23 protein-coding genes are annotated in these 25035 nt (G+C 59.1%); 19 read left to right on the forward strand and 4 right to left on the reverse strand.

The annotated features are described in order from the left end of the window. The 4 genes from Q1V60_RS06410 to Q1V60_RS06425 all read right to left on the reverse strand — a co-directional run. Positions 1-1076: FAD/NAD(P)-binding domain-containing protein (locus tag Q1V60_RS06410; protein WP_300628500.1), on the reverse strand; the 1076-nt coding region annotated here is incomplete at its 3' end. 66 nt (positions 1077-1142) lie between these two features. After that, positions 1143-2666: a CoA-transferase gene (locus tag Q1V60_RS06415; protein WP_300628501.1), complete on the reverse strand. Its 1524-nt coding sequence runs from the start codon at positions 2664-2666 to the stop codon at positions 1143-1145. Beyond that, positions 2663-3121, reverse strand: coding sequence for a cupin domain-containing protein (locus Q1V60_RS06420; RefSeq protein ID WP_300628502.1), 459 nt, complete (start codon positions 3119-3121; stop codon positions 2663-2665). Before Q1V60_RS06420 ends, Q1V60_RS06415 begins: the two co-directional genes overlap by 4 nt. Positions 3122-3127: 6 nt before the next feature. Continuing rightward, positions 3128-4024 carry a DMT family transporter gene (locus tag Q1V60_RS06425; RefSeq protein ID WP_300628504.1) on the reverse strand — a complete coding sequence of 299 codons (897 nt, stop codon included), beginning with the start codon at positions 4022-4024 and terminating at the stop codon, positions 3128-3130. Positions 4025-4232: 208 nt separating this feature from the next. Here Q1V60_RS06425 and Q1V60_RS06430 point away from each other — a divergent pair, with 208 nt between their 5' ends. The 19 genes from Q1V60_RS06430 (at position 4233) to nuoL (ending at position 24985) form a co-directional block, all read left to right on the forward strand. Next, positions 4233-4679, forward strand: a complete 447-nt coding sequence (locus Q1V60_RS06430; protein ID WP_300628505.1) for an NUDIX hydrolase — start codon at positions 4233-4235, stop codon at positions 4677-4679. A 59-nt stretch (positions 4680-4738) separates the two neighbouring features. Beyond that, positions 4739-5863, forward strand: coding sequence for a tRNA 2-thiouridine(34) synthase MnmA (mnmA, locus tag Q1V60_RS06435; RefSeq protein WP_300628506.1), 1125 nt, complete (start codon positions 4739-4741; stop codon positions 5861-5863). Next, positions 5860-6483: a high frequency lysogenization protein HflD gene (hflD, locus tag Q1V60_RS06440; RefSeq protein WP_046068637.1), complete on the forward strand. Its 624-nt coding sequence runs from the start codon at positions 5860-5862 to the stop codon at positions 6481-6483. Before mnmA ends, hflD begins: the two co-directional genes overlap by 4 nt. 125 nt (positions 6484-6608) lie before the next feature. After that, positions 6609-7979, forward strand: a complete 1371-nt coding sequence (purB, locus tag Q1V60_RS06445; protein WP_300628508.1) for an adenylosuccinate lyase — start codon at positions 6609-6611, stop codon at positions 7977-7979. An 84-nt stretch (positions 7980-8063) separates the two neighbouring features. Then, complete coding sequence (locus Q1V60_RS06450) at positions 8064-9230, forward strand: cupin domain-containing protein (RefSeq protein ID WP_300628509.1); 1167 nt, start codon at positions 8064-8066, stop codon at positions 9228-9230. Beyond that, positions 9223-9645, forward strand: coding sequence for a GNAT family N-acetyltransferase (locus tag Q1V60_RS06455; protein WP_300628511.1), 423 nt, complete (start codon positions 9223-9225; stop codon positions 9643-9645). Before Q1V60_RS06450 ends, Q1V60_RS06455 begins: the two co-directional genes overlap by 8 nt. A gap of 229 nt (positions 9646-9874) precedes the next feature. Then, positions 9875-10612 (forward strand): secretin N-terminal domain-containing protein, encoded by a 738-nt coding sequence (locus tag Q1V60_RS06460; protein ID WP_300628513.1) that lies wholly within the window; start codon positions 9875-9877, stop codon positions 10610-10612. Positions 10613-11105: 493 nt separating this feature from the next. After that, a complete protein-coding gene (gene aceA, locus Q1V60_RS06465; RefSeq protein WP_010458877.1) occupies positions 11106-12431 on the forward strand; it encodes an isocitrate lyase in 1326 nt (441 codons plus the stop codon). 656 nt (positions 12432-13087) lie between these two features. After that, the gene (locus Q1V60_RS06470) at positions 13088-13501 is read left to right on the forward strand and encodes an NADH-quinone oxidoreductase subunit A (RefSeq protein ID WP_003192109.1); all 414 of its coding nucleotides are present in this window, start codon (positions 13088-13090) and stop codon (positions 13499-13501) included. Positions 13502-13511: 10 nt separating this feature from the next. Further along, on the forward strand, positions 13512-14186 hold the full coding sequence (locus tag Q1V60_RS06475) for an NADH-quinone oxidoreductase subunit B (RefSeq protein ID WP_003174719.1): 675 nt from the start codon (positions 13512-13514) through the stop codon (positions 14184-14186). A gap of 71 nt (positions 14187-14257) precedes the next feature. After that, positions 14258-16042 (forward strand): NADH-quinone oxidoreductase subunit C/D, encoded by a 1785-nt coding sequence (gene nuoC / locus Q1V60_RS06480; RefSeq protein WP_300628515.1) that lies wholly within the window; start codon positions 14258-14260, stop codon positions 16040-16042. A 2-nt stretch (positions 16043-16044) separates the two neighbouring features. Beyond that, positions 16045-16542 carry an NADH-quinone oxidoreductase subunit NuoE gene (nuoE, locus tag Q1V60_RS06485; protein WP_003232080.1) on the forward strand — a complete coding sequence of 166 codons (498 nt, stop codon included), beginning with the start codon at positions 16045-16047 and terminating at the stop codon, positions 16540-16542. Next, positions 16539-17897: an NADH-quinone oxidoreductase subunit NuoF gene (gene nuoF, locus Q1V60_RS06490; protein ID WP_186750990.1), complete on the forward strand. Its 1359-nt coding sequence runs from the start codon at positions 16539-16541 to the stop codon at positions 17895-17897. The genes nuoE and nuoF overlap by 4 nt, the downstream gene beginning before the upstream one ends. 135 nt (positions 17898-18032) lie before the next feature. Then, the gene (nuoG, locus tag Q1V60_RS06495; RefSeq protein WP_300628516.1) at positions 18033-20747 is read left to right on the forward strand and encodes an NADH-quinone oxidoreductase subunit NuoG; all 2715 of its coding nucleotides are present in this window, start codon (positions 18033-18035) and stop codon (positions 20745-20747) included. Continuing rightward, positions 20744-21751 carry an NADH-quinone oxidoreductase subunit NuoH gene (gene nuoH, locus Q1V60_RS06500; protein ID WP_300628518.1) on the forward strand — a complete coding sequence of 336 codons (1008 nt, stop codon included), beginning with the start codon at positions 20744-20746 and terminating at the stop codon, positions 21749-21751. Before nuoG ends, nuoH begins: the two co-directional genes overlap by 4 nt. 11 nt (positions 21752-21762) lie before the next feature. Further along, positions 21763-22311: an NADH-quinone oxidoreductase subunit NuoI gene (nuoI, locus tag Q1V60_RS06505; RefSeq protein ID WP_003174725.1), complete on the forward strand. Its 549-nt coding sequence runs from the start codon at positions 21763-21765 to the stop codon at positions 22309-22311. Between the two features lie 9 nt (positions 22312-22320). Next, positions 22321-22824: an NADH-quinone oxidoreductase subunit J gene (gene nuoJ / locus Q1V60_RS06510; protein WP_300628521.1), complete on the forward strand. Its 504-nt coding sequence runs from the start codon at positions 22321-22323 to the stop codon at positions 22822-22824. Positions 22825-22826: 2 nt separating this feature from the next. Continuing rightward, positions 22827-23135, forward strand: a complete 309-nt coding sequence (gene nuoK, locus Q1V60_RS06515) for an NADH-quinone oxidoreductase subunit NuoK (protein WP_003174727.1) — start codon at positions 22827-22829, stop codon at positions 23133-23135. Further along, on the forward strand, positions 23132-24985 hold the full coding sequence (nuoL, locus tag Q1V60_RS06520) for an NADH-quinone oxidoreductase subunit L (protein WP_073526613.1): 1854 nt from the start codon (positions 23132-23134) through the stop codon (positions 24983-24985). The genes nuoK and nuoL overlap by 4 nt, the downstream gene beginning before the upstream one ends. Positions 24986-25035 lie beyond the last annotated feature (50 nt).

The following is a 25035-nucleotide window of genomic DNA, read 5'->3' on the forward strand; positions in this document are numbered from 1 at the left end:
GATACGCGATACGCCATCCACCAGCTTGAGTATTCTAAAAAGCTTTTCTTGTCCTCGTTCGGCATTGAAGGCCAGATCAAGTCAAATACTGCATTGGTGGCGTAGAGAACGGATTGCCAAAACCGCGGGTGATGAGCAGCAGCTATTTCCGTCTCAAGAAATTCAGTTGCCTGCCTTTGAGAGCACTTTTCCGGCCAGTCAGACATGCAAATTGGCTTACCTTCCAACGCCAGCTCCTGAGACGTCCAGCGAAGGACGTCTTCAAGTCGCACTGTGCCCGTTCTAGAAATACAAGACTTAACAGTTTCCGGCGTCAGTATCGTTGGCTTATAGCGGCCCTGCGTCCCTCGAACACTTGGTAACGCTCCCGTACGCGAATGTAACGTAATGGGCCCTTCATGGCCGTTAGCAGTAAGTCCGATTACCGCATCGATAGCACTCAGTCTTGATCCAACAATCGCAACACTCGCGTGCTTATGAATCAGCCGGCATGTGCGCTTGATAGGATAAGGGCTTGAGAAAAAACCGTGCACACCTGCAAGGTGTCGGTGCTCCAGACTACGTGCATTACCACAGCTCAAAACTACATGATCACTGGGCAAGGAGAGATTTCCCTTAGTTGAAACCACCACCCTCCCGTCGGGCGAGAAGCTCAAGTTGACGACCTCATCGTGCAAAGGAATTAATTGGCAACCGAGCCCGACAGCTTTTTTGACCAAGAACCGAACCATGTGTGCAAGGTATAACCCAAACAATGGCCGAGGCAGGAATGCCTGCGGACACAACTCGATATCACAGAAGTCATCCTCCCACACGTCACGATTAGCCACCAACCATCTGTAGAAATGTCCAGGCTGATCAGAGAAAGGCGAGATAAATTCCGCTCGCGTATTTAAAATATTGGTATTGCAGTCTTCAGAATAGGCAAGCCCAGGACCGCATTGAGACTGCTTTTCTATCAGAAACAATGACACATTCGAACGGCATCCATACCTCCCTAAACCATTCAAGATCGAGTAAATAAAAGAGACGCTTGAAGCGCCACCGCCGATCACTGTAATCACATCGCCGGACATACACACCTCCCGCAGAGCTTATACCTATTGGCGTACAATATATTTTTACTCAACAGCATCAACCCTTTACAACAAGAAAAGTTCATCCGCCATGCTTGTGCAGTTACCAGACACTGCGAATGCGCCCTCTATGAATGGCATAATATCTTGCTCGATACTTATACCGGGAGCCACTTCATCCAGATAAACAACCCCATCTCTTAATGAAAAGACAGCACGCTCGGTAACAAACATAACCTTTTGACCCAATACGCGAGAATAACCACCATTGAAGGTCAAATGGGAGACATTGCGGACAAATTTATTTAAGTCACCTTCTCGGACTATACGCACTCCCCCTTCACTTACATCTATCACTAAACCAGCAGCTGTAAACGTCCCACAGAAGATAACGCATTGAGCCGACTGAGAAATATTTATGAAGCCACCTGCGCCTTGCAACTTACTACCGAACCGCGAAACGTTGACATTGCCCAGGCTGTCCATTTCAGCAAACCCCAAGCAAGCCACGTCAATCCCACCACCTTCATAAAAATCAAACAATGCTGCCGGCTCAATGATACTGACTGGACGATAGCTTGCCCCAAATGACTGTCCAGTTGCCGGCCTACCACCTATAACGCCGGACTCAACAGTAAAGCTCATCAGCTCTGCACAACCCGACTCTTCAGCCACTTGGGCAATGGCGACAGGTATACCAATACCAAGATTGATAACACGTGCGTTATCCTGTCGAATCTCCTGCAGCGCTCTTCTAGCGATTATCCTTTCTGCCCATGAAATCGAACTTAGTTCAGACGCAAGGACGCCCGGACGTGTAAACGCCGAATCCTGAGCCACACCGTAAGTTTGAGGATGTTCATCAGGGCGCGACACTATCACGTAGTCAACCAAGAGCCCGGGTATTTTCACTTCACGTGGCTCAATGCCATACAACCCTATTAGACTTTCAACCTGCACAATCACTATTCCACCACAGTTCTTGACTGCCATTGCTTGCGCAAGTACATCGCTGTCAGAGACTTCCCGCTCCATCGAAATATTGCCCGACGGGTCACAAAACGTTCCTCTTAACAACGCACAATTAACATTGAGGACAGGGTAGAAAAGCGTTGGCTCCCCATTAACAATGATTTTCTGAACAAGGGTGCTTGCGCCCTGCTGATTCAAACATCCGCCTTCGTGATCAGGATCAACAAAAGTGTTGAGTCCAACCTTCGAGATCACCCCGGGCTTCTTCGCCGCAATTGCTCGAAATAGTTGACTGATAACCCCCTGAGGCCAGTTATGCGCTTCTATCTCTCCCTGGCGCGCCATGGCTCCCAATCGAGGTACGAGCCCCCAGAATCCTCCAATCGCCCTAGCCACCAAACCACTCTGGGCCAAAACGTCCACACCCCTCTCGCCAAGATCTCCAGAAGCAGAAGCGAACAGCAGGCCCAGCTTACGCGGACGTCCCTCTCGCTTGAAACGATCACTGATCGCTCGCGTAAGCCCATCAGGATGTCCGCAGCTACCAAACCCTCCGGGGATAATTGTCCACTCATCCTCAATCAACTCTGCCGCCTGATGCTGGCTGATAATTTTCATACCGCAGCCCCTTCATCCTGAAACTCGACAGGCTTAACTGGTTGTTCCCAAACAACTAGAAATGTACAACCTGAAGGAGACGAAAGTTGGTGAGTGGAGCCAGGTGGATACACTTGTAGCGCACCTGCGGAATGTTGGCCTCTGTCATCTACAAGCTCACCCTTCAGAACCAGCACTAACTCCCACCCTAGATGCGTGTGCCTGGGCGTCAGGGCGCCGCGCGCATAACGAACCAACGCAGCAACTGCGCCGCGCGCATCACGCCGCGCATCATAAAGATAAAAGATTGAAACGCCCTTACGCCCATCGATGTCATAAGTTTCGAACTTGAGATGTTCAATATCATCAACGTGCAACGCGCTACCCTTCAGACCTGTGTCATCGCTAAACTTTTCTTTATCAGTAACGTTGTTTTTAAACATCATTATTCTCCTGATAACAAAACGTTCTTTCATCCACAGCTACTTCGCCCGCGAATGATTCATCAGATAAACCCCCACCCCCGAGACGATAAAACCCACAATCGCCATCACACTGGGCACTTCCCCCAGTACCAACGACGCCATAATCTGCGTAACAGCCGGAATGACATGAAACAAATTGGTCGCCTTACTCGCCTCACCCCGTCGAATCATCAAGTAGAGCAGGGTCAATGCGCCGACCGAGTTCATCAAGGTTATCCACGCCACCGAAGCAGCAAAGGGCACCCACTGCGTCACTTGCATGGTTTCGGTGGTATAGGCCAATACCCACATGACCAACGATGCGGTGACCATCTGAATGAAGCAGCCCACCCACAGGTTGACGCCGCCGAGAAAACGCTTCTGATAAAGCGTTCCAAGGGTGATGCCCAGTAGCGCCAGTCCCACCGCGCCATAACCACCGATGGACGCCCCTGCGCCAAAAAAGCTGCCGCCAACCACAATGACCACCCCGCCCACGCCCAGAATCGAGCCTGGCAAGTCGCGCCAGCTCAATTGTTCGCCCAAACAGAAGTAGGCGCCTATCACGACGAATACGGGCATCAACCCGACAATCAATGCAGCTTGCCCAGCCGGGACGCCCTGACTTATCCCGGTGTACAGGCCGCCAAACTGCAGGGCCTGCAAGAGCAAGCCCACGGCTGCCGCATGAAAGTAAGGTTTAATCCTCGTGGGCCACTCAGCCTTGATGGCGAGCGCCACTCCCAGGAACACCAGGGCCGCCAGGGCAAACCGATAAAACGTCATGGTGAAAGGCTCGCCATAACGCACGCCGAACGCGCCGCCGATATAGCCGGAGCTCCACAGCAGAATGAAGGCAATGGGCAATGGCGATGTAAGGCGCACTTCGTAGCTTTTGTGGGCAATCGGGCTCATGGTGCTCTCCGGACTGATGGCTCTGGAGAGATAAGCTGCGCCGCGGGCTGAAATCGGTAAAATCATAAAATGTCAGATGCATCATGCAGATCACTTATGCATTGCCACTGACGAACCGGGTTCAACTATGAGAGGGGGAAAGCCCCTCCCACACTGACTGCAACTGTGCTCCAAGAATGCGCCGCATACTGAAATCGAGAGACAACCCATGACCTGGCTCCCCCACATCACCGTCGCCACCCTCGTCGAAGACAACGGCCGCTTCCTGATGGTCGAAGAACTCAAGGGCGGGCGCGCCGTGCTCAACCAGCCCGCCGGCCACCTTGACCCGAACGAAACCCTGACCGAAGCCGCCGTGCGCGAAACCCTTGAAGAAACCGGTTGGGACGTCGAAGCCACCGGCATCGTCGGCATCTACCTGTACACCGCCCCGAGCAATGGCGTGACCTACCAACGGGTCTGCTTCGTTGCCAAAGCGTTGAAGCATCACCCTGACTATCAGCTCGACGAAGGCATCCTCCGCGCCCGCTGGCTGACCCGTGACGAGCTGATGGCCCTGCGCGACGACTGGCGCAGCGAGCTGATCATCCGCTGCATCGATGATTATCTGGCCGGCCAGCGTCACAGCCTGGAATTGATCCGCCCTTCTCTTTAGCCTTGCGGGCCCAGGCCTGCTAGAATCGCGTCCTTTTTCAAGACACCCGTTGAAACCCTATGCGTGATCCAGCCCCTTCTGACACACAAAAGAAGCGCGTCATCGTCGGCATGTCCGGCGGCGTGGATTCTTCCGTTTCCGCCGTTCTGCTCATGGAGCAGGGTTATGAGGTGGAAGGCCTGTTCATGAAGAACTGGGAAGAAGACGATGGAACGGAATATTGCACCGCCATGGACGACCTCGCGGACGCCCAGGCGGTGTGCGACAAGATCGGCATCAAGCTGCACACCGCCAACTTCGCCGCTGAATATTGGGACAACGTGTTCGAGCACTTCCTGGCCGAATACAAGGCCGGCCGCACGCCGAACCCGGACATCCTGTGTAACCGCGAGATCAAGTTCAAGGCGTTCCTCGACTACGCCATGATGCTCGGCGCCGACCTGATCGCCACTGGTCACTACGTGCGGCGCCGCGATATGGATGGCCATACCGAACTGCTCAAGGGCCTGGACCCGAACAAGGACCAGAGCTACTTCCTGCACGCCGTGGGCGGTGAACAGATCGCCAAGACGCTGTTCCCGGTGGGCGAGCTGGAAAAACCCGAAGTGCGCAGGATCGCCGAGAAACACGGCCTGGCCACTGCCAAGAAGAAGGATTCCACCGGGATCTGCTTTATTGGCGAGCGCCGCTTCAGCGACTTCCTCAAGCAATACCTGCCGGCCCAACCAGGTGAGATCAAGACGACCGAAGGCGAAGTGATCGGCCGTCACCATGGCCTGATGTACCACACCATCGGCCAGCGCCAGGGCCTGGGCATCGGCGGTTTGAAAGACGCAGGCGACGAGCCGTGGTACGTGCTGGTCAAGGACCTGGAAAACAACGTGCTGGTCGTCGGTCAGGGCAACGAACACCCGCTGCTGTTCTCCGGCGCCCTGCTCGCTTCGGAAATCTACTGGGTCAACCCGATCGATTTGAGCACCCCGCGCCGCCTGACCGCCAAAGTGCGCTATCGCCAGAGCGACCAGCCCTGCACCCTGGAAAAAACCGCCGACGGTTACCGCGCCACCTTCGATGACCCGCAACGCGCGGTCACCCCAGGCCAATCCGTGGTGTTCTATGACGGCGAAATCTGCCTGGGCGGCGGTGTGATTGAAGTTGCGCAAGCCTGGAGCAACCCGGCATGAGCCCGACCCAGGAGCAGTTAACCGCGCTGGGCGGGGTTTTCCTCGCCGCAGTGCTGGTGGACAAGATTGCCAAGACCGGCCAGGTCACCGAGGCAGGCCTGACCTGCATGCTCGGCAGCCTATTGATCCGCGATCCCAAGGACACTCTGGAAGTCTATGGTGGCGACGACCTCGCCCTGCGTGAAGGTTACCGTGCATTGATAGGTGCCCTGGAACGCGACCCCAGCACCTTGCAGCGCGAACCATTGCGCTACGCCCTGTCGATGCTCGGCTTGGAGCGGCAGCTGGCCAAGCGCGACGACATGCTCGAAACCATCGGCAAACGCCTGCCGCAGATCCAGTCCCAGGTGGAGCACTTCGGCCCGGCCCATGAAAACGTGATCGCCGCCTGTGGCGCGCTGTACCAGGACACCTTGAGCACTTTGCGCCAACGCATCCAGGTGCACGGCGACATGCGCAACCTGCAACAACCGAACAACGCCTCGAAAATCCGCGCCCTGCTGCTGGCGGGTATCCGTTCGGCGCGGTTGTGGCGCCAGTTGGGCGGCCATCGTTGGCAACTGGTGATCAGCCGACGCAAATTGCTCAAAGAGCTTTACCCGTTGATGCGCAACGAATAAGTCGCCTCAGCAGGCTATTTTCAAACTGTTACGCGTAATACGCCGGTCAGTTGGCAACGGACCGGCGGATTTTTTCATGTATGATACGCGCCCCATTTCGTTGCCCGACTGTCCGAGAACACCCCATGCAGCTCTCTTCGCTCACTGCGGTTTCCCCTGTTGACGGCCGCTACGCCGGCAAAACCCAGGCCCTGCGCCCTATTTTCAGCGAGTACGGCCTGATCCGTGCCCGTGTCCTGGTTGAAGTGCGCTGGCTCCAGCGCCTGGCCGCTCACCCTGCCATCAGCGAAGTGCCGGCGTTTTCAGCCGAAGCCAACGCTGTCTTGAATACTCTGGCGGAAAACTTCTCCCTGGAGCACGCCGAGCGTGTGAAAGAGATCGAGCGCACCACCAACCACGACGTCAAAGCCATTGAGTACCTGCTCAAAGAGCAGGCGGCCAAGCTGCCGGAACTGGCCCAGGTCAGCGAGTTCATCCACTTTGCCTGCACCAGCGAGGACATCAACAACCTGTCCCACGCCCTGATGCTGCGCGAAGGCCGTAATGACGTGATGCTGCCACTGATGCGCCAGACCGCCGAAGCTATCCGTGAACTGGCGATCCGCTTCGCCGCCGTGCCGATGCTCTCGCGCACCCATGGCCAGCCGGCATCGCCGACCACCCTGGGCAAAGAGCTGGCCAACGTGGTGTACCGCCTGGAGCGCCAGATCGCTCAAGTTGCCGCCGTGCCATTGCTGGGCAAAATCAACGGCGCCGTGGGCAACTACAACGCCCACCTGTCGGCCTACCCTGAGATCGACTGGGAAGCCAACGCCCGCGCCTTCATCGAAGACGAGCTGGGCCTGGGCTTCAACCCGTACACCACGCAAATCGAACCTCACGACTATATAGCCGAGCTGTTCGACGCGATCGCGCGCTTCAACACCATCCTGATCGACTTCGATCGTGATATCTGGGGCTACATTTCCCTGGGTTACTTCAAGCAGCGCACCATTGCTGGTGAAATCGGTTCGTCGACCATGCCGCACAAGGTCAACCCGATCGACTTCGAAAACTCCGAAGGCAACCTTGGCATCGCCAACGCCCTGTTCCAGCACCTGGCCAGCAAGTTGCCGATCTCGCGCTGGCAGCGCGACCTGACCGACTCCACCGTACTGCGCAACCTCGGCGTGGGCTTTGCCCACAGCGTGATCGCTTACGAAGCCAGCCTTAAAGGCATCAGCAAGCTGGAGCTCAACGAGCAGAAAATCGCCGCCGACCTGGATGCCTGCTGGGAAGTCCTGGCTGAGCCGATCCAGACCGTGATGCGCCGCTATAACATCGAAAACCCTTACGAAAAGCTCAAAGAGTTGACCCGCGGCAAGGGGATCACCTCCGACGCGCTGCAAACTTTCATCGACGGTCTGGACATGCCAGCCGCTGCCAAGGCCGAGCTGAAACTGTTCACCCCGGCCAACTACATCGGTAACGCCGTAGAGCAAGCCAAACGCATCTGATCATCGCACGACCCTTTGAGACGCCCGGCCGCGCCGGGCGTTTTTATTCCTGTCTTAAAAGTGCTTTTTTTCAATAGGTTACACATGAATCCTGATATCCCTCTTCAACTTCTGGGCGGCATCACGGCACGGGAGTTCCTGCGCGACTACTGGCAGAAAAAACCGCTGCTGATCCGCCAGGCCATCCCTGACTTCGAAAGCCCGATCGACGCCGACGAACTGGCCGGCCTGGCACTGGAAGAAGAAGTCGAGTCGCGCCTGGTGATCGAACACGGCGAGCGTCCGTGGGAGCTGCGTCGCGGCCCGTTCGCCGAAGACGCCTTCAGCACCCTGCCCGAGCGTGAGTGGACCCTGCTGGTGCAGGCGGTCGACCAGTTCGTGCCGGAAGTTGCCGAATTGCTCGAACATTTCCGCTTCCTGCCAAGCTGGCGCATCGACGATGTGATGATCAGCTTCGCCGCGCCGGGTGGCAGCGTCGGTCCGCATTTCGACAACTACGATGTGTTCCTGCTGCAAGCCCAAGGCAAGCGCAACTGGAAAATCGGCCAGATGTGCAGCTCTGAAAGCCCGCTGCTGCAACACGCCGACCTGCGCATCCTCGCCGAATTCGAAGAAAGCGCCGAATGGGTGCTCGAGCCGGGCGACATGCTTTACCTGCCGCCACGCCTGGCGCACTTCGGCATTGCCGAAGACGACTGCATGACCTACTCGGTCGGCTTCCGCGCACCGAGCGCAGCTGAAGTACTGACCCACTTCACCGACTTCCTCAGCCAGTACCTGACTGACGAAGAGCGCTACACCGATGCCGACGCTCAGCCGGTCAGCGACCCGCATCAGATTCAGAGTGACGCACTGGATCGCCTCAAGAGCCTGTTGGCCGAGCACATGAGCGACGAGCGCATGCTGCTGACCTGGTTCGGCCAGTTCATGACCGAACCGCGCTACCCGGAGTTGGTGGCGGGCGAAGAACTGGGCGAGGAAGATTTCATCAGCAGCCTGCAAGACGGCGCGATTCTGGTGCGCAACCCAAGCGCGCGCCTGGCCTGGTCGGAAGTGGACGACGACGTGCTGCTGTTCGCCAGCGGCCAAAGCCGTTACCTGCCGGGCAAACTGCGCGAACTGTTGAAGCTGGTGTGCTCGGCAGACGCGCTGCACAGTGAAAACCTGGGCGCGTGGCTGGCGGACGAAGACGGTCGCGACCTGCTGTGCGAACTGGTCAAGCAAGGCAGCCTGGGGTTTGCGGATGAATAAGATTCACGTAAGTGTCGCGGACTGGCGAAAGGATATCGACGAGATTCGGCGCATTCGTGAAGCGGTATTCATCGCTGAACAATCGGTTCCACCGGAGCTTGAGTGGGACGCGGACGACGCCGGCGCGATGCATTTTCTTGCATTCGAAGGCGACTTTCCGATTGGCACTGCTCGCTTGCTGCCCAGCGGCGAAATTGGCCGCGTGTCGGTGCTCAAGGACTGGCGCGGGCTGAAGGTGGGCGACAAGCTGATGGAAGCGGTGATTGGCCAAGCCGAGAAACGTGGGCAGACCCGTCAGTTTCTAAGTGCGCAGGTATATGCGGCGCCGTTTTATGAGCGGCTGGGTTTCAAGATCGTCAGCGATGAGTTTCTTGAAGTCGGCATTCCGCATGTCGATATGGTGCGCGGGGACTGACCCAGAATTGCGCTGTCTCGTTCGCGAGCAAGCCCGCTCCCACATCTGAAAACATTCCAGGGAATGTACTCGGTTAAATGTGGAAGCGGGCTTGCTCGCGAATGCTATTTCAGCAGCACCCCAAATGCCCTGCCATGTCAGGGCATTTTGCCGTCTACGATTCAATTTGCGTTCCGCCAGGCCGACAAACTGGCACTATCAAGCCAAATGACTCGCAGAGATAACGGACATGTCCTTACGCACCCTGCTCACCGCCCTTCTCCTGACTGTCAGCGTTTCGGCCATGGCCGACACCGAAGTCGTCAACCTGAGCAACCGCACCAGCGCCGATCTGCTGCCGGTGGCGCAGAACTTCATTGGCAAAGACGGTACCGTCAGCGCTTACGGCAACCAGCTCATTGTTAATGCCGATCCTGCCAAGATCCAGGGCTTGCGCACGCTGCTGGCTCAGCTCGACACCCCGGCCAAGCGTTTGCTGATCACCGTCGACACCAATGAAAACAATCAGCAGAACAGCGGCGACAGCCAGACCCGCATCATCAGCTACGGCACCACCAGCCGCGACGGTGGCATCCAGCAGATCCAGGCCAGTGAGGGCGTACCCGCGCTGATCCAGGTTGGCCAAAGCGTACCGCTCACCACCACCCAGCAGGACAGCTACGGCCGCTTGCAGAACCAGACCCAGTATCGCAACGTCACACAGGGTTTTTACGTGACTGCCAGCGTTACCGGCGAGACCGTTCACCTCGCGATCAGTACCAACCGTGACCGCATGAGCCAAGAACGTCCCGATGTAGTGAACATTCAAAGTACCGACACAAGCGTCAGCGGCCGCTTGGGTGAATGGATCTCCCTGGCCGGCATCAACCGCGAAACCCAGGCCGACAAATCCTCTACAACCCGCAGCTACTCTACTCAGGGCCGTGATGACCTGACGGTGCGGGTCAAGGTCGACACACTGAACTGAAGCACCGAAAACTGACTGGCGAGTCGTGTTAGACCAAAGATGTAGTGCTTTAAAAAAAGCACTACAAAACATTTGACGATCCAAAAAAGCATGGGCATGATGGCCTCGCTCCCGCTAATCAGGGGCCCTGGCAAGGGCCTTCGGATCGTCGCTCCAAGCTACCCACCTGAGCCGATTCGTGTCTGTACCGCCCACAAGGTGTGTTTGACGAGGTTGCGACTGGAACGAAGTTGTCCCGAGGGACGGAAGCCAACCAGGTAACCCGGCTACACACTGATGGATCGTACCAAGGCCCACGATGCCCGAAGACCGTTCGCAGTTTGCCCTTACCTGCTCAACTCCGCCTTGAGCCATCGTTCATCCCGTCGCCCTCACCGCCGAACCCGGCTTGACCGCCCAAGCTTCTGGTCAGCGAGCAGCCATCACCACGTACTCATTACGCGGCTGGCAAATGGAATTTTCCACCTAGACCTATGCGACGAGGTTTTTCCCCATGGCACTGACACGCGAACAGCAAATTGCAGCCCTTGAAAAAGACTGGGCTGAAAACCCACGCTGGAAAGGCGTGACCCGCGCTTATTCCGCTGCTGACGTCGTCCGCCTGCGTGGCTCGGTTCAACCTGAGCACACCTTTGCAAAACTCGGCGCCGAGAAGCTGTGGAACCTGGTCACCCAAGGTGCCAAGCCGTCCTTCCGTCCCGACAAAGATTTCGTCAACTGCATGGGCGCCCTCACTGGCGGCCAGGCAGTCCAACAGGTAAAAGCCGGTATCCAGGCGATCTACCTGTCCGGCTGGCAAGTGGCAGCGGACAACAACTCCGCTGAATCCATGTACCCCGACCAATCGCTGTACCCGGTGGACTCCGTGCCAACCGTGGTCAAGCGCATCAACAACTCGTTCCGCCGTGCCGACCAGATCCAGTGGAAAGCCGGTAAAGGCCCGGGCGATGAAGGCTACATCGACTACTTCGCACCTATCGTGGCCGACGCCGAAGCCGGTTTCGGCGGCGTGCTCAACGCCTACGAGCTGATGAAAAGCATGATCGAGGCTGGCGCTGCCGGCGTGCACTTCGAAGACCAACTGGCTTCGGTGAAGAAATGCGGCCACATGGGCGGCAAAGTACTGGTTCCAACCCAGGAAGCCGTACAGAAGCTGACCGCTGCCCGCCTGGCCGCTGACGTTGCCGGTACGCCGACCATCATCCTGGCGCGCACCGATGCCAACGCGGCCGACCTGCTGACCTCGGACTGCGACCCGTACGACCAGCCATTCGTGACTGGCGAGCGCACCCAGGAAGGCTTCTACAAAGTACGCGCCGGTCTCGACCAGGCCATCGCCCGTGGCTTGGCCTACGCGCCGTACGCCGACCTGATCTGGTGCGAAACCGCCAAGCCGGACCTGGACGAAGCCCGCCGCTTCGCCGAAGCGATCAAAAAGGAATACCCGGATCAACTGCTGTCCTACAACTGCTCGCCTTCCTTCAACTGGAAGAAGAACCTGGACGACGCGACCATCGCCAAGTTCCAGCGCGAACTGTCCGCCATGGGCTACAAACACCAATTCATTACCCTGGCCGGCATTCACAACATGTGGCACAGCATGTTCAACCTGGCGCACGACTACGCCCGCAACGACATGACCGCCTACGTGAAGCTGCAGGAGCAGGAATTTGCTGACGCCTCCAAAGGCTACACCTTCGTGGCGCACCAGCAGGAAGTGGGCACCGGCTACTTCGACGACATGACCACCGTGATCCAGGGCGGCACCTCGTCCGTGACCGCGCTGACCGGTTCGACCGAAGAAGAGCAGTTCCACTGAGTGACTGAGTACACGGCCATTGCGGCCCCAGGGAAGACCTAACCGCAGTGCCGCACAACCATCACGCCCCGACTGGTTCGGGGCTTTTTTTTTGCGCGCAGGAAATTCTCCGACCCCACACGGGGCTAAATGTGGAAGCGGGCTTCTCGCGAATGCGGTGGGCCAGCTGGTACAGCTTCAACTGACAGACCGCATTCGCGAGCAAGCCCGCTCCCACAGGGGGGATGCGTTCAGCTTCAGGATTTTGTGCAAACATTGATCCAGAGCGGTATTAACCTTCGCAAAAACGGTTAAAAGATCCCCGTCGGTAACTAAGCGGCAAACCAGCAAGTAACGGCAACTTCCCCCGCCATACGAGAAACATTCGCTTAAATCCCGCGCAAACAATATTCATTATCATTTGGAATGCGAAAGGTTCGTTACAGCCTAAACAAAACATAATTGATAAAAAGCCCGCTAATGCCCGCTGTGCAAGGCCTGCAGCCCCACAAAGGTGCACTATGTGGTTATTACGCCGAATAATTTCGCCACAGGAATTTTACTTGCCCGGTGTTTAGCCATAAAATCAACGCGATTGATTGCAGTGCGACATATCGTCACTGCATCGTTACTTTTTCGAGCTCAGAGACCTTTGCTCTCTGTTAAGGATTTCCAGCATGACCGACGCGACAGGACTCATGGCCCACAACTGGGGCTTTGCCATTTTCCTCCTCGGTGTTGTAGGCCTTTGCGCCTTCATGCTCGGCGTTTCCAGCCTCCTCGGGTCAAAAGCCTGGGGCCGCAGCAAAAACGAACCGTTCGAGTCGGGCATGCTACCTACAGGTGGCGCCCGCTTGCGGCTCTCAGCCAAATTCTATCTGGTCGCGATGCTCTTCGTGATCTTCGATATCGAAGCCCTCTTTCTCTTTGCCTGGTCTGTGTCCGTCCGCGAAAGCGGCTGGACCGGATTCGTCGAAGCCCTCGTTTTCATAGCAATTCTGTTGGCAGGCCTTGTCTACCTATTTCGAGTGGGCGCCCTTGACTGGGCTCCGGAAGCTCGTCGTAAGCGGCAAGCGAAGCTGAAACAATGAGGCTTTGGCGATGCAATACAATCTCACCAGGATCGACCCGGATGCTCCTAACGAGCAGTACCCCATCGGCGAACGGGAAACCGTTTCCGACCCGTTAGAAGACCAAGTCCACAAAAACATCTACATGGGCAAGCTGGAAGACGTGCTGAGTGGCGCGGTCAACTGGGGGCGTAAAAACTCCCTGTGGCCGTACAACTTCGGCCTTTCGTGCTGCTACGTGGAAATGACCACCGCCTTCACGGCGCCCCACGACATCGCGCGCTTTGGTGCCGAAGTCATTCGGGCATCGCCGCGTCAGGCGGATTTCATGGTTATCGCCGGTACCTGCTTTATCAAGATGGCGCCGATCATTCAGCGTCTCTATGAGCAAATGCTCGAACCGAAATGGGTTATCTCCATGGGTTCGTGCGCCAACTCCGGTGGCATGTACGACATCTACTCCGTGGTTCAAGGGGTGGACAAGTTCCTGCCCGTGGACGTCTACGTGCCTGGTTGCCCGCCCCGCCCCGAAGCATTTCTGCAAGGCTTGATGCTGTTGCAGGAATCGATTGGCAAGGAGCGTCGCCCGCTTTCCTGGGTTGTCGGTGATCAAGGCGTGTACCGCGCCGAGATGCCGTCACAAAAGGAACAGCGCCGCGAACAGCGAATCGCAGTCACCAACCTGCGTAGCCCCGACGAAGTCTGATCCAGCCCGCTTCTTTTATAGAACGAAAACCTGGCTTCATTCTTTACGTTGACCGAAAGCGATAAAAAACCATGACTACAGGCAGTGCTCGACGCATCCCGCCTTATAAGGCAGACGACCAGGATGTGGTCGTCGAACTCAATAACCGTTTTGGCCCTGACGCCTTCACCGCCCAGGCCACACGCACCGGCATGCCGGTGCTGTGGGTGGCGCGTGCCAAGCTTGTCGAAGTCCTGACCTTCCTGCGCAACCTGCCCAAGCCGTACGTCATGCTCTATGACCTGCATGGCGTGGACGAGCGTTTGCGCACTAAACGCCAGGGCCTGCCGAGCGGCGCCGATTTCACCGTGTTCTATCACCTGATGTCGCTGGAGCGTAATAGCGACGTGATGATCAAGGTCGCGCTGAGCGAGAGCGACCTGAGCGTGCCGACCGTGACCGGCATCTGGCCGAACGCCAGCTGGTACGAACGCGAAGTCTGGGACATGTTCGGTATCGACTTCCCGGGCCACCCGCACCTGACGCGCATCATGATGCCGCCAACCTGGGAAGGTCACCCGCTGCGCAAGGACTACCCTGCCCGCGCCACCGAATTCGACCCGTTCAGCCTGACCCTCGCCAAGCAGCAGCTTGAAGAAGAGGCGGCGCGCTTCCGTCCGGAAGACTGGGGCATGAAGCGTTCCGGCACCAATGAGGACTACATGTTCCTCAACCTGGGCCCGAACCACCCTTCGGCTCACGGTGCATTCCGCATCATCCTGCAGTTGGACGGCGAAGAAATCGTCGACTGCGTTCCTGACATCGGTTATCACCACCGTGGTGCCGAGAAGATGGCCGAGCGCCAGTCGTGGCACAGCTTCATCCCGTACACCGACCGTATCGACTACCTCGGCGGCGTGATGAACAACCTGCCGTACGTGCTCTCGGTCGAGAAGCTGGCCGGTATCAAGGTACCGGACCGCGTCGATACCATCCGCATCATGATGGCCGAGTTCTTCCGCATCACCAGCCATTTGCTGTTCCTGGGGACTTATATCCAGGACGTCGGCGCCATGACCCCGGTGTTCTTCACCTTCACCGACCGTCAACGCGCCTACAAGGTCATCGAAGCCGTCACCGGTTTCCGCCTGCACCCGGCCTGGTACCGCATCGGCGGCGTGGCCCACGACCTGCCGAACGGCTGGGAGCGCCTGGTCAAGGAATTCATCGACTGGATGCCCAAGCGTCTGGACGAGTACCAGAAGGCCGCCCTGGATAACAGCATCCTCAAGGGGCGTACCATCGGCGTCGCGCAGTACAACACCAAAGAGGCCCTGGAATGGGGCGTCACCGGCGCCGGCTTGCGCTCCACCGGCTGCGATTTCGACCTGCGCAAGGCGCGCCCGTACTCCGGCTACCAGAACTTCGAGTTCGAAGTGCCGCTGGCGGCCAATGGCGATGCCTACGACCGCTGCATCGTGCGCGTCGAAGAAATGCGCCAGAGCCTGAAGATCATCGAGCAGTGCATGCGCAACATGCCGGCAGGCCCGTACAAGGCGGATCACCCGCTGACCACGCCGCCGCCCAAAGAGCGCACGCTGCAGCACATCGAAACCCTGATCACGCACTTCCTGCAAGTCTCGTGGGGCCCGGTAATGCCGGCCAACGAGTCCTTCCAGATGATTGAAGCGACCAAGGGTATCAACAGTTATTACCTAACGAGCGATGGCGGCACCATGAGCTACCGCACCCGGATTCGCACCCCAAGCTTCCCGCACTTGCAGCAGATCCCTTCGGTGATCAAAGGCGAGATGGTCGCGGACTTGATTGCGTACCTGGGTAGTATCGATTTCGTTATGGCCGACGTGGACCGCTAAGCATGAATAGCACGCTTATCCAGACAGACCGTTTCACCTTGAGTGAAACCGAGCGCTCGGCCATCGAGCACGAGCTGCATCACTATGAAGATCCGCGCGCGGCGTCGATCGAAGCGTTGAAGATCGTCCAGAAGGAACGTGGCTGGGTGCCGGACGGCGCCCTCTACGCCATCGGCGAGATCCTCGGCATCCCCGCCAGCGACGTTGAAGGCGTGGCGACGTTCTACAGCCAGATCTTCCGTCAGCCGGTGGGCCGCCACATCATTCGCGTATGCGACAGCATGGTCTGCTACATCGGTGGCCACGAGTCCGTGGTCAGCGAAATCCAGGCCAAACTGGGCATCGGCCTCGGCCAGACCACCGCAGACGGCCGCTTCACGCTGCTGCCGGTGTGCTGCCTGGGCAACTGCGACAAGGCGCCGGCGTTGATGATCGACGACGACACATTCGGTGACGTGCAGCCTGCTGGCGTGACCCAATTGCTCGAGGGCTACCCATGACCCTGACTTCCTTCGGCCCGGCCAACCTGATCAAGCGTTCGGCCGAGACCCACCCGCTGACCTGGCGCCTGCGTGATGATGGCGAGCCCGTGTGGCTCGACGAATACCAGACCAAGAACGGCTACGCCGCCGCGCGCAAAGCCTTCGCCGACATGGCCCAGGACGATATCGTCCAAACCGTGAAAGACGCCGGCCTCAAAGGCCGTGGCGGTGCAGGCTTCCCCACGGGCGTGAAGTGGGGCCTGATGCCCAAAGACGAATCCATCAACATTCGGTACCTGCTGTGCAACGCCGATGAAATGGAGCCCAACACCTGGAAAGACCGCATGCTGATGGAGCAACTGCCCCATCTGCTGATCGAAGGCATGCTGATCAGTGCCCGCGCGCTGAAAACCTACCGCGGCTACATCTTCCTGCGCGGTGAATACACCACCGCCGCCAAGCACCTCAACCGTGCCGTGGCCGAAGCCAAGGCGGCGGGCCTGTTGGGCAAGAACATTCTGGGTTCGGGTTTCGACTTCGAGCTGTTCGTGCACACCGGCGCCGGGCGTTATATCTGCGGTGAAGAAACCGCGCTGATCAACTCCCTCGAAGGCCGCCGCGCCAACCCGCGCTCCAAGCCGCCCTTCCCTGCCGCCGTGGGCGTGTGGGGCAAGCCGACCTGTGTGAACAACGTCGAGACCCTGTGCAACGTGCCGGCGATCATCGCCGACGGCGTGGACTGGTACAAATCGTTGGCACGTGAAGGCAGCGAAGACATGGGCACCAAGCTCATGGGCTTCTCCGGCAAGGTCAAGAACCCGGGCCTGTGGGAGCTGCCGTTTGGCGTGACCGCACGCGAGCTGTTCGAGGACTATGCCGGCGGTATGCGCGACGGCTATACCTTGAAGGCCTGGCAGCCAGGCGGCGCCGGCACCGGTTTCCTGCTGCCCGAGCACCTTGACGCACAAATGTATGCCGGTGGCATCGGCAAGGTGGGCACCCGGATGGGTACCGGCCTGGCGATGGCGGTGGACAACACGGTGAACATGGTCTCGCTGCTGCGCAACATGGAGCAGTTCTTTGCCCGTGAGTCCTGCGGCTTCTGCACCCCATGCCGCGATGGCCTGCCGTGGAGCGTCAAGCTGCTGATGGCCCTGGAAAACGGCGAAGGCCGCGAGGGTGATATCGAAACCCTGCTGGGCCTGGTCGGTTTCCTCGGCCCAGGCAAGACCTTCTGTGCTCACGCACCGGGTGCGGTGGAGCCATTGGGCAGCGCAATCAAGTACTTCCGCCCTGAATTCGAGGCCGGCATCGCGCCAACCCGCGCGGGCGAGCTCACTCAGGTGGTATCGCCGACCATGATCGGTGCGTAGAGCTTAAAAAAGCCAAGGGTTTGCGCCTGCGGCTTTCTCATGTGCTGACGCCTTGATGGCTGTGTTGATGCACATGAATAACAAGATTCCATTAGCCACGCCCGCTGACAACGGGCCAACGAAGAACTTTGAACCATGGCCACTATCCACGTAGACGGCAAAGCGCTCGAAGTCGATGGGGCGGACAACCTGTTACAGGCATGTCTGTCACTCGGTCTCGACATCCCGTATTTCTGCTGGCACCCCGCGCTCGGTAGCGTCGGTGCCTGTCGCCAGTGTGCGGTCAAGCAATACACCGACGAGAACGACACCCGTGGTCGTATCGTCATGTCCTGCATGACCCCAGCCACCGACAACACCTGGATTTCCATCGAAGATGAAGAATCCAAGGCGTTCCGCGCCAGTGTCGTCGAATGGCTGATGACCAACCACCCCCACGACTGCCCGGTCTGTGAGGAAGGCGGTCACTGCCACCTGCAAGACATGACGGTGATGACCGGCCACAACGAGCGCCGCTATCGCTTCACCAAGCGTACCCACCAGAACCAGGACCTCGGCCCGTTCATCTCCCACGAGATGAACCGCTGCATCGCCTGCTACCGTTGCGTGCGCTTCTATAAGGACTACGCCGGCGGCACCGACCTTGGCGTGTTCGGCGCCCACGACAACGTGTACTTCGGTCGCGTTGAAGACGGCGTGCTCGAGAGCGAATTCTCCGGCAACCTCACCGAGGTCTGCCCGACCGGTGTGTTCACCGACAAAACCCACTCCGAGCGCTACAACCGCAAGTGGGACATGCAATTCGCTCCGAGCATCTGCCATGGCTGCTCCAGCGGTTGCAACATCTCGCCGGGCGAACGCTACGGGGAACTGCGTCGCATCGAAAACCGCTTCAACGGTTCGGTCAACCAGTACTTCCTGTGCGACCGTGGCCGCTTCGGCTATGGCTACGTCAACCGCGAAGACCGCCCGCGCCAGCCACTGCTGGCCGATGGCGCCAAGCTGAGCCTGGACGCCGCGCTGGATAAAGCCGCCGACCTGTTACGCGGCCGCAATATCGTCGGTATCGGTTCGCCCCGCGCCAGCCTCGAAAGCAACTTTGCGTTGCGCGAGCTGGTCGGCGCCGAGCATTTCTACAGCGGCATCGAAGCCGGTGAGCTGGAGCGCATCCGCCTGGTCCTGCAAGTGCTGAACGACAGCCCGCTGCCGGTGCCGAACATGCGCGACATCGAAGACCACGATGCGATCTTCGTGCTCGGTGAAGACCTGACCCAGACCGCCGCCCGCATCGCCCTGTCGCTGCGCCAGTCGGTCAAAGGCAAAGCCGAAGAAATGGCCGACGCCATGCGCGTACAGCCTTGGCTCGACGCCGCCGTGAAGAACATCGGTCAGCACGCGCTGAATCCGCTGTTTATCGCATCCCTGGCTGAAACCAAGCTCGACGACATCGCCGAAGAATGCGTCCACGCCGCACCGGACGACCTGGCGCGCATCGGTTTCGCCGTGGCCCACGCCCTCGACGCCAGCGCGCCTGCCGTTGAAGGCCTGGACACTGAGGCCTTGGGGCTTGCCCAGCGCATTGCCGACGCCCTGCTCGCGGCCAAGCGTCCATTGATCATTGCCGGTACCTCGTTGGGTTCCAAGGCGCTGATCGAAGCCGCCGCCAACATCGCCAAGGCCCTGAAGCTGCGCGACAAGAACGGCTCTATCAGCCTGGTGGTGCCGGAAGCCAACAGCCTTGGCCTGGCCATGCTCGGTGGCGAGTCCGTGGACGCGGCGCTGCAAGCGGTGACCGACGGCACTGCCGACGCCATCGTGGTGCTGGAAAACGACCTGTACACCCGCACCGACGCGGCCAAGGTTGACGCTGCGCTCAACGCCGCCAAGGTGCTGATCGTCGCCGACCACCAGAAGACCGCCACCAGCGAGCGTGCTCACCTGGTGCTGCCGGCCGCCACCTTCGCCGAAGGCGACGGTACTCTGGTCAGCCAGGAAGGCCGCGCCCAGCGCTTCTTCCAGGTGTTCGATCCGAAGTACATGGACGCCAGCATCCTGGTTCACGAGGGCTGGCGCTGGCTGCATGCCCTGCGTGCGACCCTGCTGAACCAGCCGATCGACTGGACCCAGCTCGATCACGTCACCGCCGCCACCGCTGCAAGTGCTCCACAACTGGCGCGTATCGTCGATGCCGCACCGTCCGCCTCGTTCCGCATCAAGGGCCTGAAACTGGCCCGTGAGCCGCTGCGCTACTCCGGTCGTACCGCCATGCGCGCCGACATCAGCGTGCATGAACCGCGTACCCCGCAAGATAACGACACTGCGTTCGCCTTCTCCATGGAAGGCTACTCGGGTTCGGCCGAACCGCGTCAGCAGGTGCCGTTTGCCTGGTCGCCGGGTTGGAACTCGCCGCAGGCCTGGAACAAGTTCCAGGACGAAGTCGGTGGGCATATCCGCGCGGGCGACCCGGGCACCCGCCTGATCGAAAGCGCCGGTGATTCGCTGAACTGGTTCGCTGCGGTACCGCGTCCGTTCAACCCGGCGCCGGGTACCTGGCAGGTTGTGCCGTTCTTCCACCTGTTCGGCAGCGAAGAGAACTCTTCCAAGGCCGCGCCGGTTCAAGAGCGCATCCCAGCCGCCTATGTAGCCCTGGCCAAATCCGAAGCCGACCGTTTGGGCGTCAACGACGGAGCCCTGCTCAGCCTGAACGTGGCCGGCCAGACCTTGCGTCTGCCGCTGCGTATCAACGATGAGTTGGGCGCCGGCCTGGTTGCACTGCCTAAAGGCCTCGCCGGCATTCCGCCAGCGATCTTCGGCCAAACCGTTGACGGTCTGCAGGAGGCAGCGCAATGACTTGGTTCACTCCTGAAGTGATCGACGTGATCATCTCGGTGGTCAAGGCCATCGTCATCCTGCTGGCCGTGGTGGTCGCGGGCGCTCTGCTCAGCTTCGTCGAACGTCGCCTGCTGGGCTGGTGGCAGGACCGTTACGGTCCGAACCGCGTTGGCCCGTTCGGCATGTTCCAGATCGCTGCCGACATGCTGAAAATGTTCTTCAAGGAAGACTGGACCCCGCCGTTTGCCGACAAGGTGATCTTCACCCTGGCACCGGTCGTGGCCATGAGCGCCTTGCTGATCGCCTTCGCGATCATCCCGATCACCCCGACCTGGGGCGTGGCGGACCTGAACATCGGTCTGCTGTTCTTCTTCGCCATGGCCGGCTTGTCGGTCTACGCGGTGTTGTTCGCCGGTTGGGCCAGTAACAACAAGTTCGCCCTGCTGGGCAGCTTGCGGGCCTCCGCGCAAACCGTGTCCTATGAAGTGTTCATGGGGCTGGCGCTGATGGGCATCGTGGTGCAGGTTGGCTCGTTCAACATGCGCGATATCGTCGAGTACCAGGCACAGAACCTGTGGTTCATCATTCCGCAGTTCTTCGGCTTCTGCACCTTCTTCATCGCCGGCGTGGCCGTGACTCACCGTCACCCCTTCGACCAGCCGGAAGCGGAGCAGGAACTGGCCGACGGTTACCACATTGAATATGCCGGCATGAAGTGGGGCATGTTCTTCGTCGGTGAGTACATCGGCATCATCTTGATCTCGGCCCTGCTGGTCACGCTGTTCTTCGGCGGCTGGCACGGTCCGTTCGGCATCCTGCCGCAGTTGGCCTTCTTCTGGTTCTTCTTGAAGACCGCGTTCTTCATCATGCTGTTCATCCTGCTGCGCGCCTCGATTCCGCGCCCGCGCTATGACCAGGTGATGGATTTCAGCTGGAGATTCTGCCTGCCGCTGACCCTGATCAATTTGCTGGTGACGGCTGCCGTCGTGTTGTTGAACACGCCTGCAACCGCGGTTCAGTGAGGATTTGACCCATGTTCAAATATATTGGCGACATCGTTAAGGGTACCGGTACCCAGTTGCGAAGCCTGGTGATGGTGTTCGGTCACGGCTTTCGCAAACGCGACACCCTGCAATACCCGGAAGAAGCGGTGTACCTGCCGCCGCGCTATCGCGGCCGCATCGTGCTCACCCGCGACCCCGACGGCGAAGAGCGCTGCGTTGCCTGCAACCTGTGCGCCGTGGCGTGCCCGGTGGGCTGCATTTCCCTGCAGAAAGCTGAAACCGAAGACGGTCGCTGGTACCCGGACTTCTTCCGCATCAACTTCTCGCGCTGCATTTTCTGCGGCCTCTGCGAGGAAGCTTGCCCGACCACCGCGATCCAGCTCACGCCGGATTTCGAAATGGCCGAGTTCAAACGTCAGGACCTGGTGTACGAGAAAGAAGATCTGCTGATCTCTGGTCCCGGTAAAAACCCTGATTACAACTTCTATCGTGTTGCAGGTATGGCCGTTGCCGGTAAGCCCAAGGGCGCCGCACAAAACGAAGCCGAGCCGATCAACGTGAAGAGCTTGCTGCCTTAAGGAAGAAAGATGGAATTCGCTTTCTATTTCGCATCGGGTATCGCAGTGGTGTCCACGCTTCGCGTGATCACCAACACCAACCCCGTGCACGCCCTGCTCTACCTGATCATTTCGCTGATCGCCGTGGCCATGACCTTCTTCAGCCTCGGCGCACCGTTCGCCGGTGTGCTGGAAGTGATCGCCTACGCCGGCGCCATCATGGTGCTGTTCGTGTTTGTGGTGATGATGCTCAACCTGGGGCCGGCTTCGGTCGCCCAGGAACGCGTCTGGCTCAAGCCCGGCATCTGGCTCGGCCCGGTTGTCCTCGCAGCCCTGCTGCTGGGTGAACTGCTGTATGTGCTGTTCGCTCACCAGAGCGGCGAAGCCATCGGCCACACCACCGTGGACGCGAAAGCCGTGGGCATCAGCCTCTTCGGCCCGTACCTGTTGGTGGTCGAACTGGCGTCGATGCTGCTGCTCGCCGCAGCCATCACTGCCTTCCACTTGGGCCGCAACGAAGCCAAGGAGCAATGACGATGCCTGCTATCCCTTTGGAGCATGGTCTGGCGGTTGCCGGCATCCTGTTCTGCCTTGGCCTGGTCGGCCTGATGGTTCGCCGTAACATTCTGTTCGTGTTGATGAGCCTGGAAATCATGATGAACGCCGCCGCACTGGCGTTCATCGTGGCAGGTGCGCGTTGGGGCCAGCCGGATGGACAAGTCATGTTCATCCTGGTGATCAGCCTGGCAGCCGCCGAGGCCAGTATCGGCCTGGCGATCCTGCTGCAACTGTATCGTCGCTTCCACACGCTTGATATCGACGCTGCCAGTGAGATGCGCGGATGAACATGATCTTTCTGACTTTCGTATTTCCCCTGATCGGTTTCCTGCTGCTGTCGTTCTCTCGCGGACGCTGGTCGGAGAACCTCTCGGCCCTGATCGGCGTGGGCTCCATTGGCCTGTCGGCCATCGTAGCCGCCTACGTCATCTGGCAATTCAACGTCGCGCCGCCGGAAGGCGGTCACTACACACTGGTGTTGTGGCAGTGGATGTCGGTGGAGGGCTTCAAGCCCAACTTCGCCCTCTACGTCGACGGCCTGTCGATCACCATGCTCGGCGTGGTGGTGGGTGTAGGTTTCCTGATCCACCTGTTCGCATCCTGGTACATGCGCGGTGAAGCGGGCTACTCGCGCTTCTTCTCGTACACCAACCTGTTTATCGCCAGCATGCTGTTCCTGGTGCTCGGCGATAACCTGTTGTTCCTGTACTTCGGCTGGGAAGGCGTGGGACTGTGCTCATACCTGTTGATCGGTTTCTACTACAGCAACCGCAACAACGGTAATGCGGCGCTCAAGGCGTTCATCGTCACCCGCATCGGCGACGTGTTCATGGCCATCGGCCTGTTCATCCTGTTCCAACAGGTGGGCACGCTGAACATCCAGGAACTGCTGGTGCTGGCACCGCAGAAATTCCAGGTCGGCGACTTCTGGATCACCCTGGCCACCCTGATGCTGCTGGGCGGCGCCGTGGGCAAATCCGCGCAACTGCCGCTGCAAACCTGGCTGGCGGACGCGATGGCCGGCCCGACCCCGGTTTCCGCACTGATTCACGCGGCAACCATGGTTACCGCCGGTGTCTACCTGATCGCCCGTACCCACGGCCTGTTCACCCTGGCGCCGGACATCCTGCACCTTGTAGGCATCGTCGGCGGCGTGACCCTGGTCCTGGCCGGCTTCGCCGCGCTGGTGCAGACCGACATCAAGCGTATTCTCGCCTACTCGACCATGAGCCAGATCGGCTACATGTTCCTGGCCCTCGGCGTTGGTGCCTGGGACGCGGCGATTTTCCACCTGATGACCCACGCCTTCTTCAAGGCCCTGCTGTTCCTTGCCTCCGGTGCGGTGATCGTGGCCTGCCACCACGAGCAGAACATCTTCAAGATGGGTGGCCTGTGGAAGAAACTGCCGTTGGCCTACGCCAGCTTCATCGTCGGTGGTGCCGCGCTCGCAGCCCTGCCGCTGGTGACCGCCGGTTTCTACTCGAAAGACGAAATCCTTTGGGAAGCCTTCGCCAGCGGTAACCAGAACCTGCTTTATGCAGGGCTGGTGGGTGCGTTCATGACCTCGCTGTACACCTTCCGCCTGATCTTCATCACGTTCCACGGTGAAGCCAAGACCGAAGCGCACGCGGGCCACGGCATCTCCCACTGGTTGCCATTATCGGTGCTGATCATCCTGTCGACGTTCATCGGCGCCATGATCACCCCGCCACTGGCCGGTGTACTGCCAGAAAGCGTCGGCCATGCCGGCGGCGCCGACAAGCACAGCCTGGAAATCGCCTCGGGTGCCATCGCCATCGCCGGTATCCTGCTGGCGGCACTGTTGTTCCTCGGCAAGCGTCGCTTCGTGACCGCCGTGGCCAACAGTGGTATTGGCCGCTTCCTCTCGGCCTGGTGGTTCGCCGCCTGGGGCTTCGATTGGATCTACGACAAACTGTTCGTCAAACCTTACCTTGCGATCAGCCACGTGCTGCGCAAAGACCCACTCGACCAGACCATCGGTTTGATCCCGCGCGCCGCCAAGGCCGGGCACACCGCCCTGAGCCGCAGCGAGACCGGCCAATTGCGCTGGTATGCAGCGTCCATGGCAGTCGGTGCCGTGCTGGTGATCGGCGCCATCGTCGTGGTAGCGGTCTGACTATGTTTGAGTGCACTGCCAACTTTGCGAACTTGCGAAAGGAAACGAGC

The sequence above is a fragment of the Pseudomonas sp. genome, from assembly GCF_030147005.1.
Classification (GTDB): Bacteria; Pseudomonadota; Gammaproteobacteria; order Pseudomonadales; family Pseudomonadaceae; genus Aquipseudomonas.

Excerpts from the sequence above, each read along its gene's own strand:
- Q1V60_RS06415 (WP_300628501.1), bottom strand. The coding sequence starts at position 2,666 with ATGAAAATTATCAGCCAGCATCAGGCGGCAGAGTTGATTGAGGATGAG.
- Q1V60_RS06420 (WP_300628502.1), bottom strand. The coding sequence starts at position 3,121 with ATGAAAGAACGTTTTGTTATCAGGAGAATAATGATGTTTAAAAACAAC.
- Q1V60_RS06425 (WP_300628504.1), bottom strand. The coding sequence starts at position 4,024 with ATGAGCCCGATTGCCCACAAAAGCTACGAAGTGCGCCTTACATCGCCA.
- Q1V60_RS06430 (WP_300628505.1), top strand. The coding sequence starts at position 4,233 with ATGACCTGGCTCCCCCACATCACCGTCGCCACCCTCGTCGAAGACAAC.
- mnmA (WP_300628506.1), top strand. The coding sequence starts at position 4,739 with ATGCGTGATCCAGCCCCTTCTGACACACAAAAGAAGCGCGTCATCGTC.
- hflD (WP_046068637.1), top strand. The coding sequence starts at position 5,860 with ATGAGCCCGACCCAGGAGCAGTTAACCGCGCTGGGCGGGGTTTTCCTC.
- purB (WP_300628508.1), top strand. The coding sequence starts at position 6,609 with ATGCAGCTCTCTTCGCTCACTGCGGTTTCCCCTGTTGACGGCCGCTAC.
- Q1V60_RS06450 (WP_300628509.1), top strand. The coding sequence starts at position 8,064 with ATGAATCCTGATATCCCTCTTCAACTTCTGGGCGGCATCACGGCACGG.
- Q1V60_RS06455 (WP_300628511.1), top strand. The coding sequence starts at position 9,223 with ATGAATAAGATTCACGTAAGTGTCGCGGACTGGCGAAAGGATATCGAC.
- Q1V60_RS06460 (WP_300628513.1), top strand. The coding sequence starts at position 9,875 with ATGTCCTTACGCACCCTGCTCACCGCCCTTCTCCTGACTGTCAGCGTT.
- aceA (WP_010458877.1), top strand. The coding sequence starts at position 11,106 with ATGGCACTGACACGCGAACAGCAAATTGCAGCCCTTGAAAAAGACTGG.
- Q1V60_RS06470 (WP_003192109.1), top strand. The coding sequence starts at position 13,088 with ATGACCGACGCGACAGGACTCATGGCCCACAACTGGGGCTTTGCCATT.
- Q1V60_RS06475 (WP_003174719.1), top strand. The coding sequence starts at position 13,512 with ATGCAATACAATCTCACCAGGATCGACCCGGATGCTCCTAACGAGCAG.
- nuoC (WP_300628515.1), top strand. The coding sequence starts at position 14,258 with ATGACTACAGGCAGTGCTCGACGCATCCCGCCTTATAAGGCAGACGAC.
- nuoE (WP_003232080.1), top strand. The coding sequence starts at position 16,045 with ATGAATAGCACGCTTATCCAGACAGACCGTTTCACCTTGAGTGAAACC.
- nuoF (WP_186750990.1), top strand. The coding sequence starts at position 16,539 with ATGACCCTGACTTCCTTCGGCCCGGCCAACCTGATCAAGCGTTCGGCC.
- nuoG (WP_300628516.1), top strand. The coding sequence starts at position 18,033 with ATGGCCACTATCCACGTAGACGGCAAAGCGCTCGAAGTCGATGGGGCG.
- nuoH (WP_300628518.1), top strand. The coding sequence starts at position 20,744 with ATGACTTGGTTCACTCCTGAAGTGATCGACGTGATCATCTCGGTGGTC.
- nuoI (WP_003174725.1), top strand. The coding sequence starts at position 21,763 with ATGTTCAAATATATTGGCGACATCGTTAAGGGTACCGGTACCCAGTTG.
- nuoJ (WP_300628521.1), top strand. The coding sequence starts at position 22,321 with ATGGAATTCGCTTTCTATTTCGCATCGGGTATCGCAGTGGTGTCCACG.
- nuoK (WP_003174727.1), top strand. The coding sequence starts at position 22,827 with ATGCCTGCTATCCCTTTGGAGCATGGTCTGGCGGTTGCCGGCATCCTG.
- nuoL (WP_073526613.1), top strand. The coding sequence starts at position 23,132 with ATGAACATGATCTTTCTGACTTTCGTATTTCCCCTGATCGGTTTCCTG.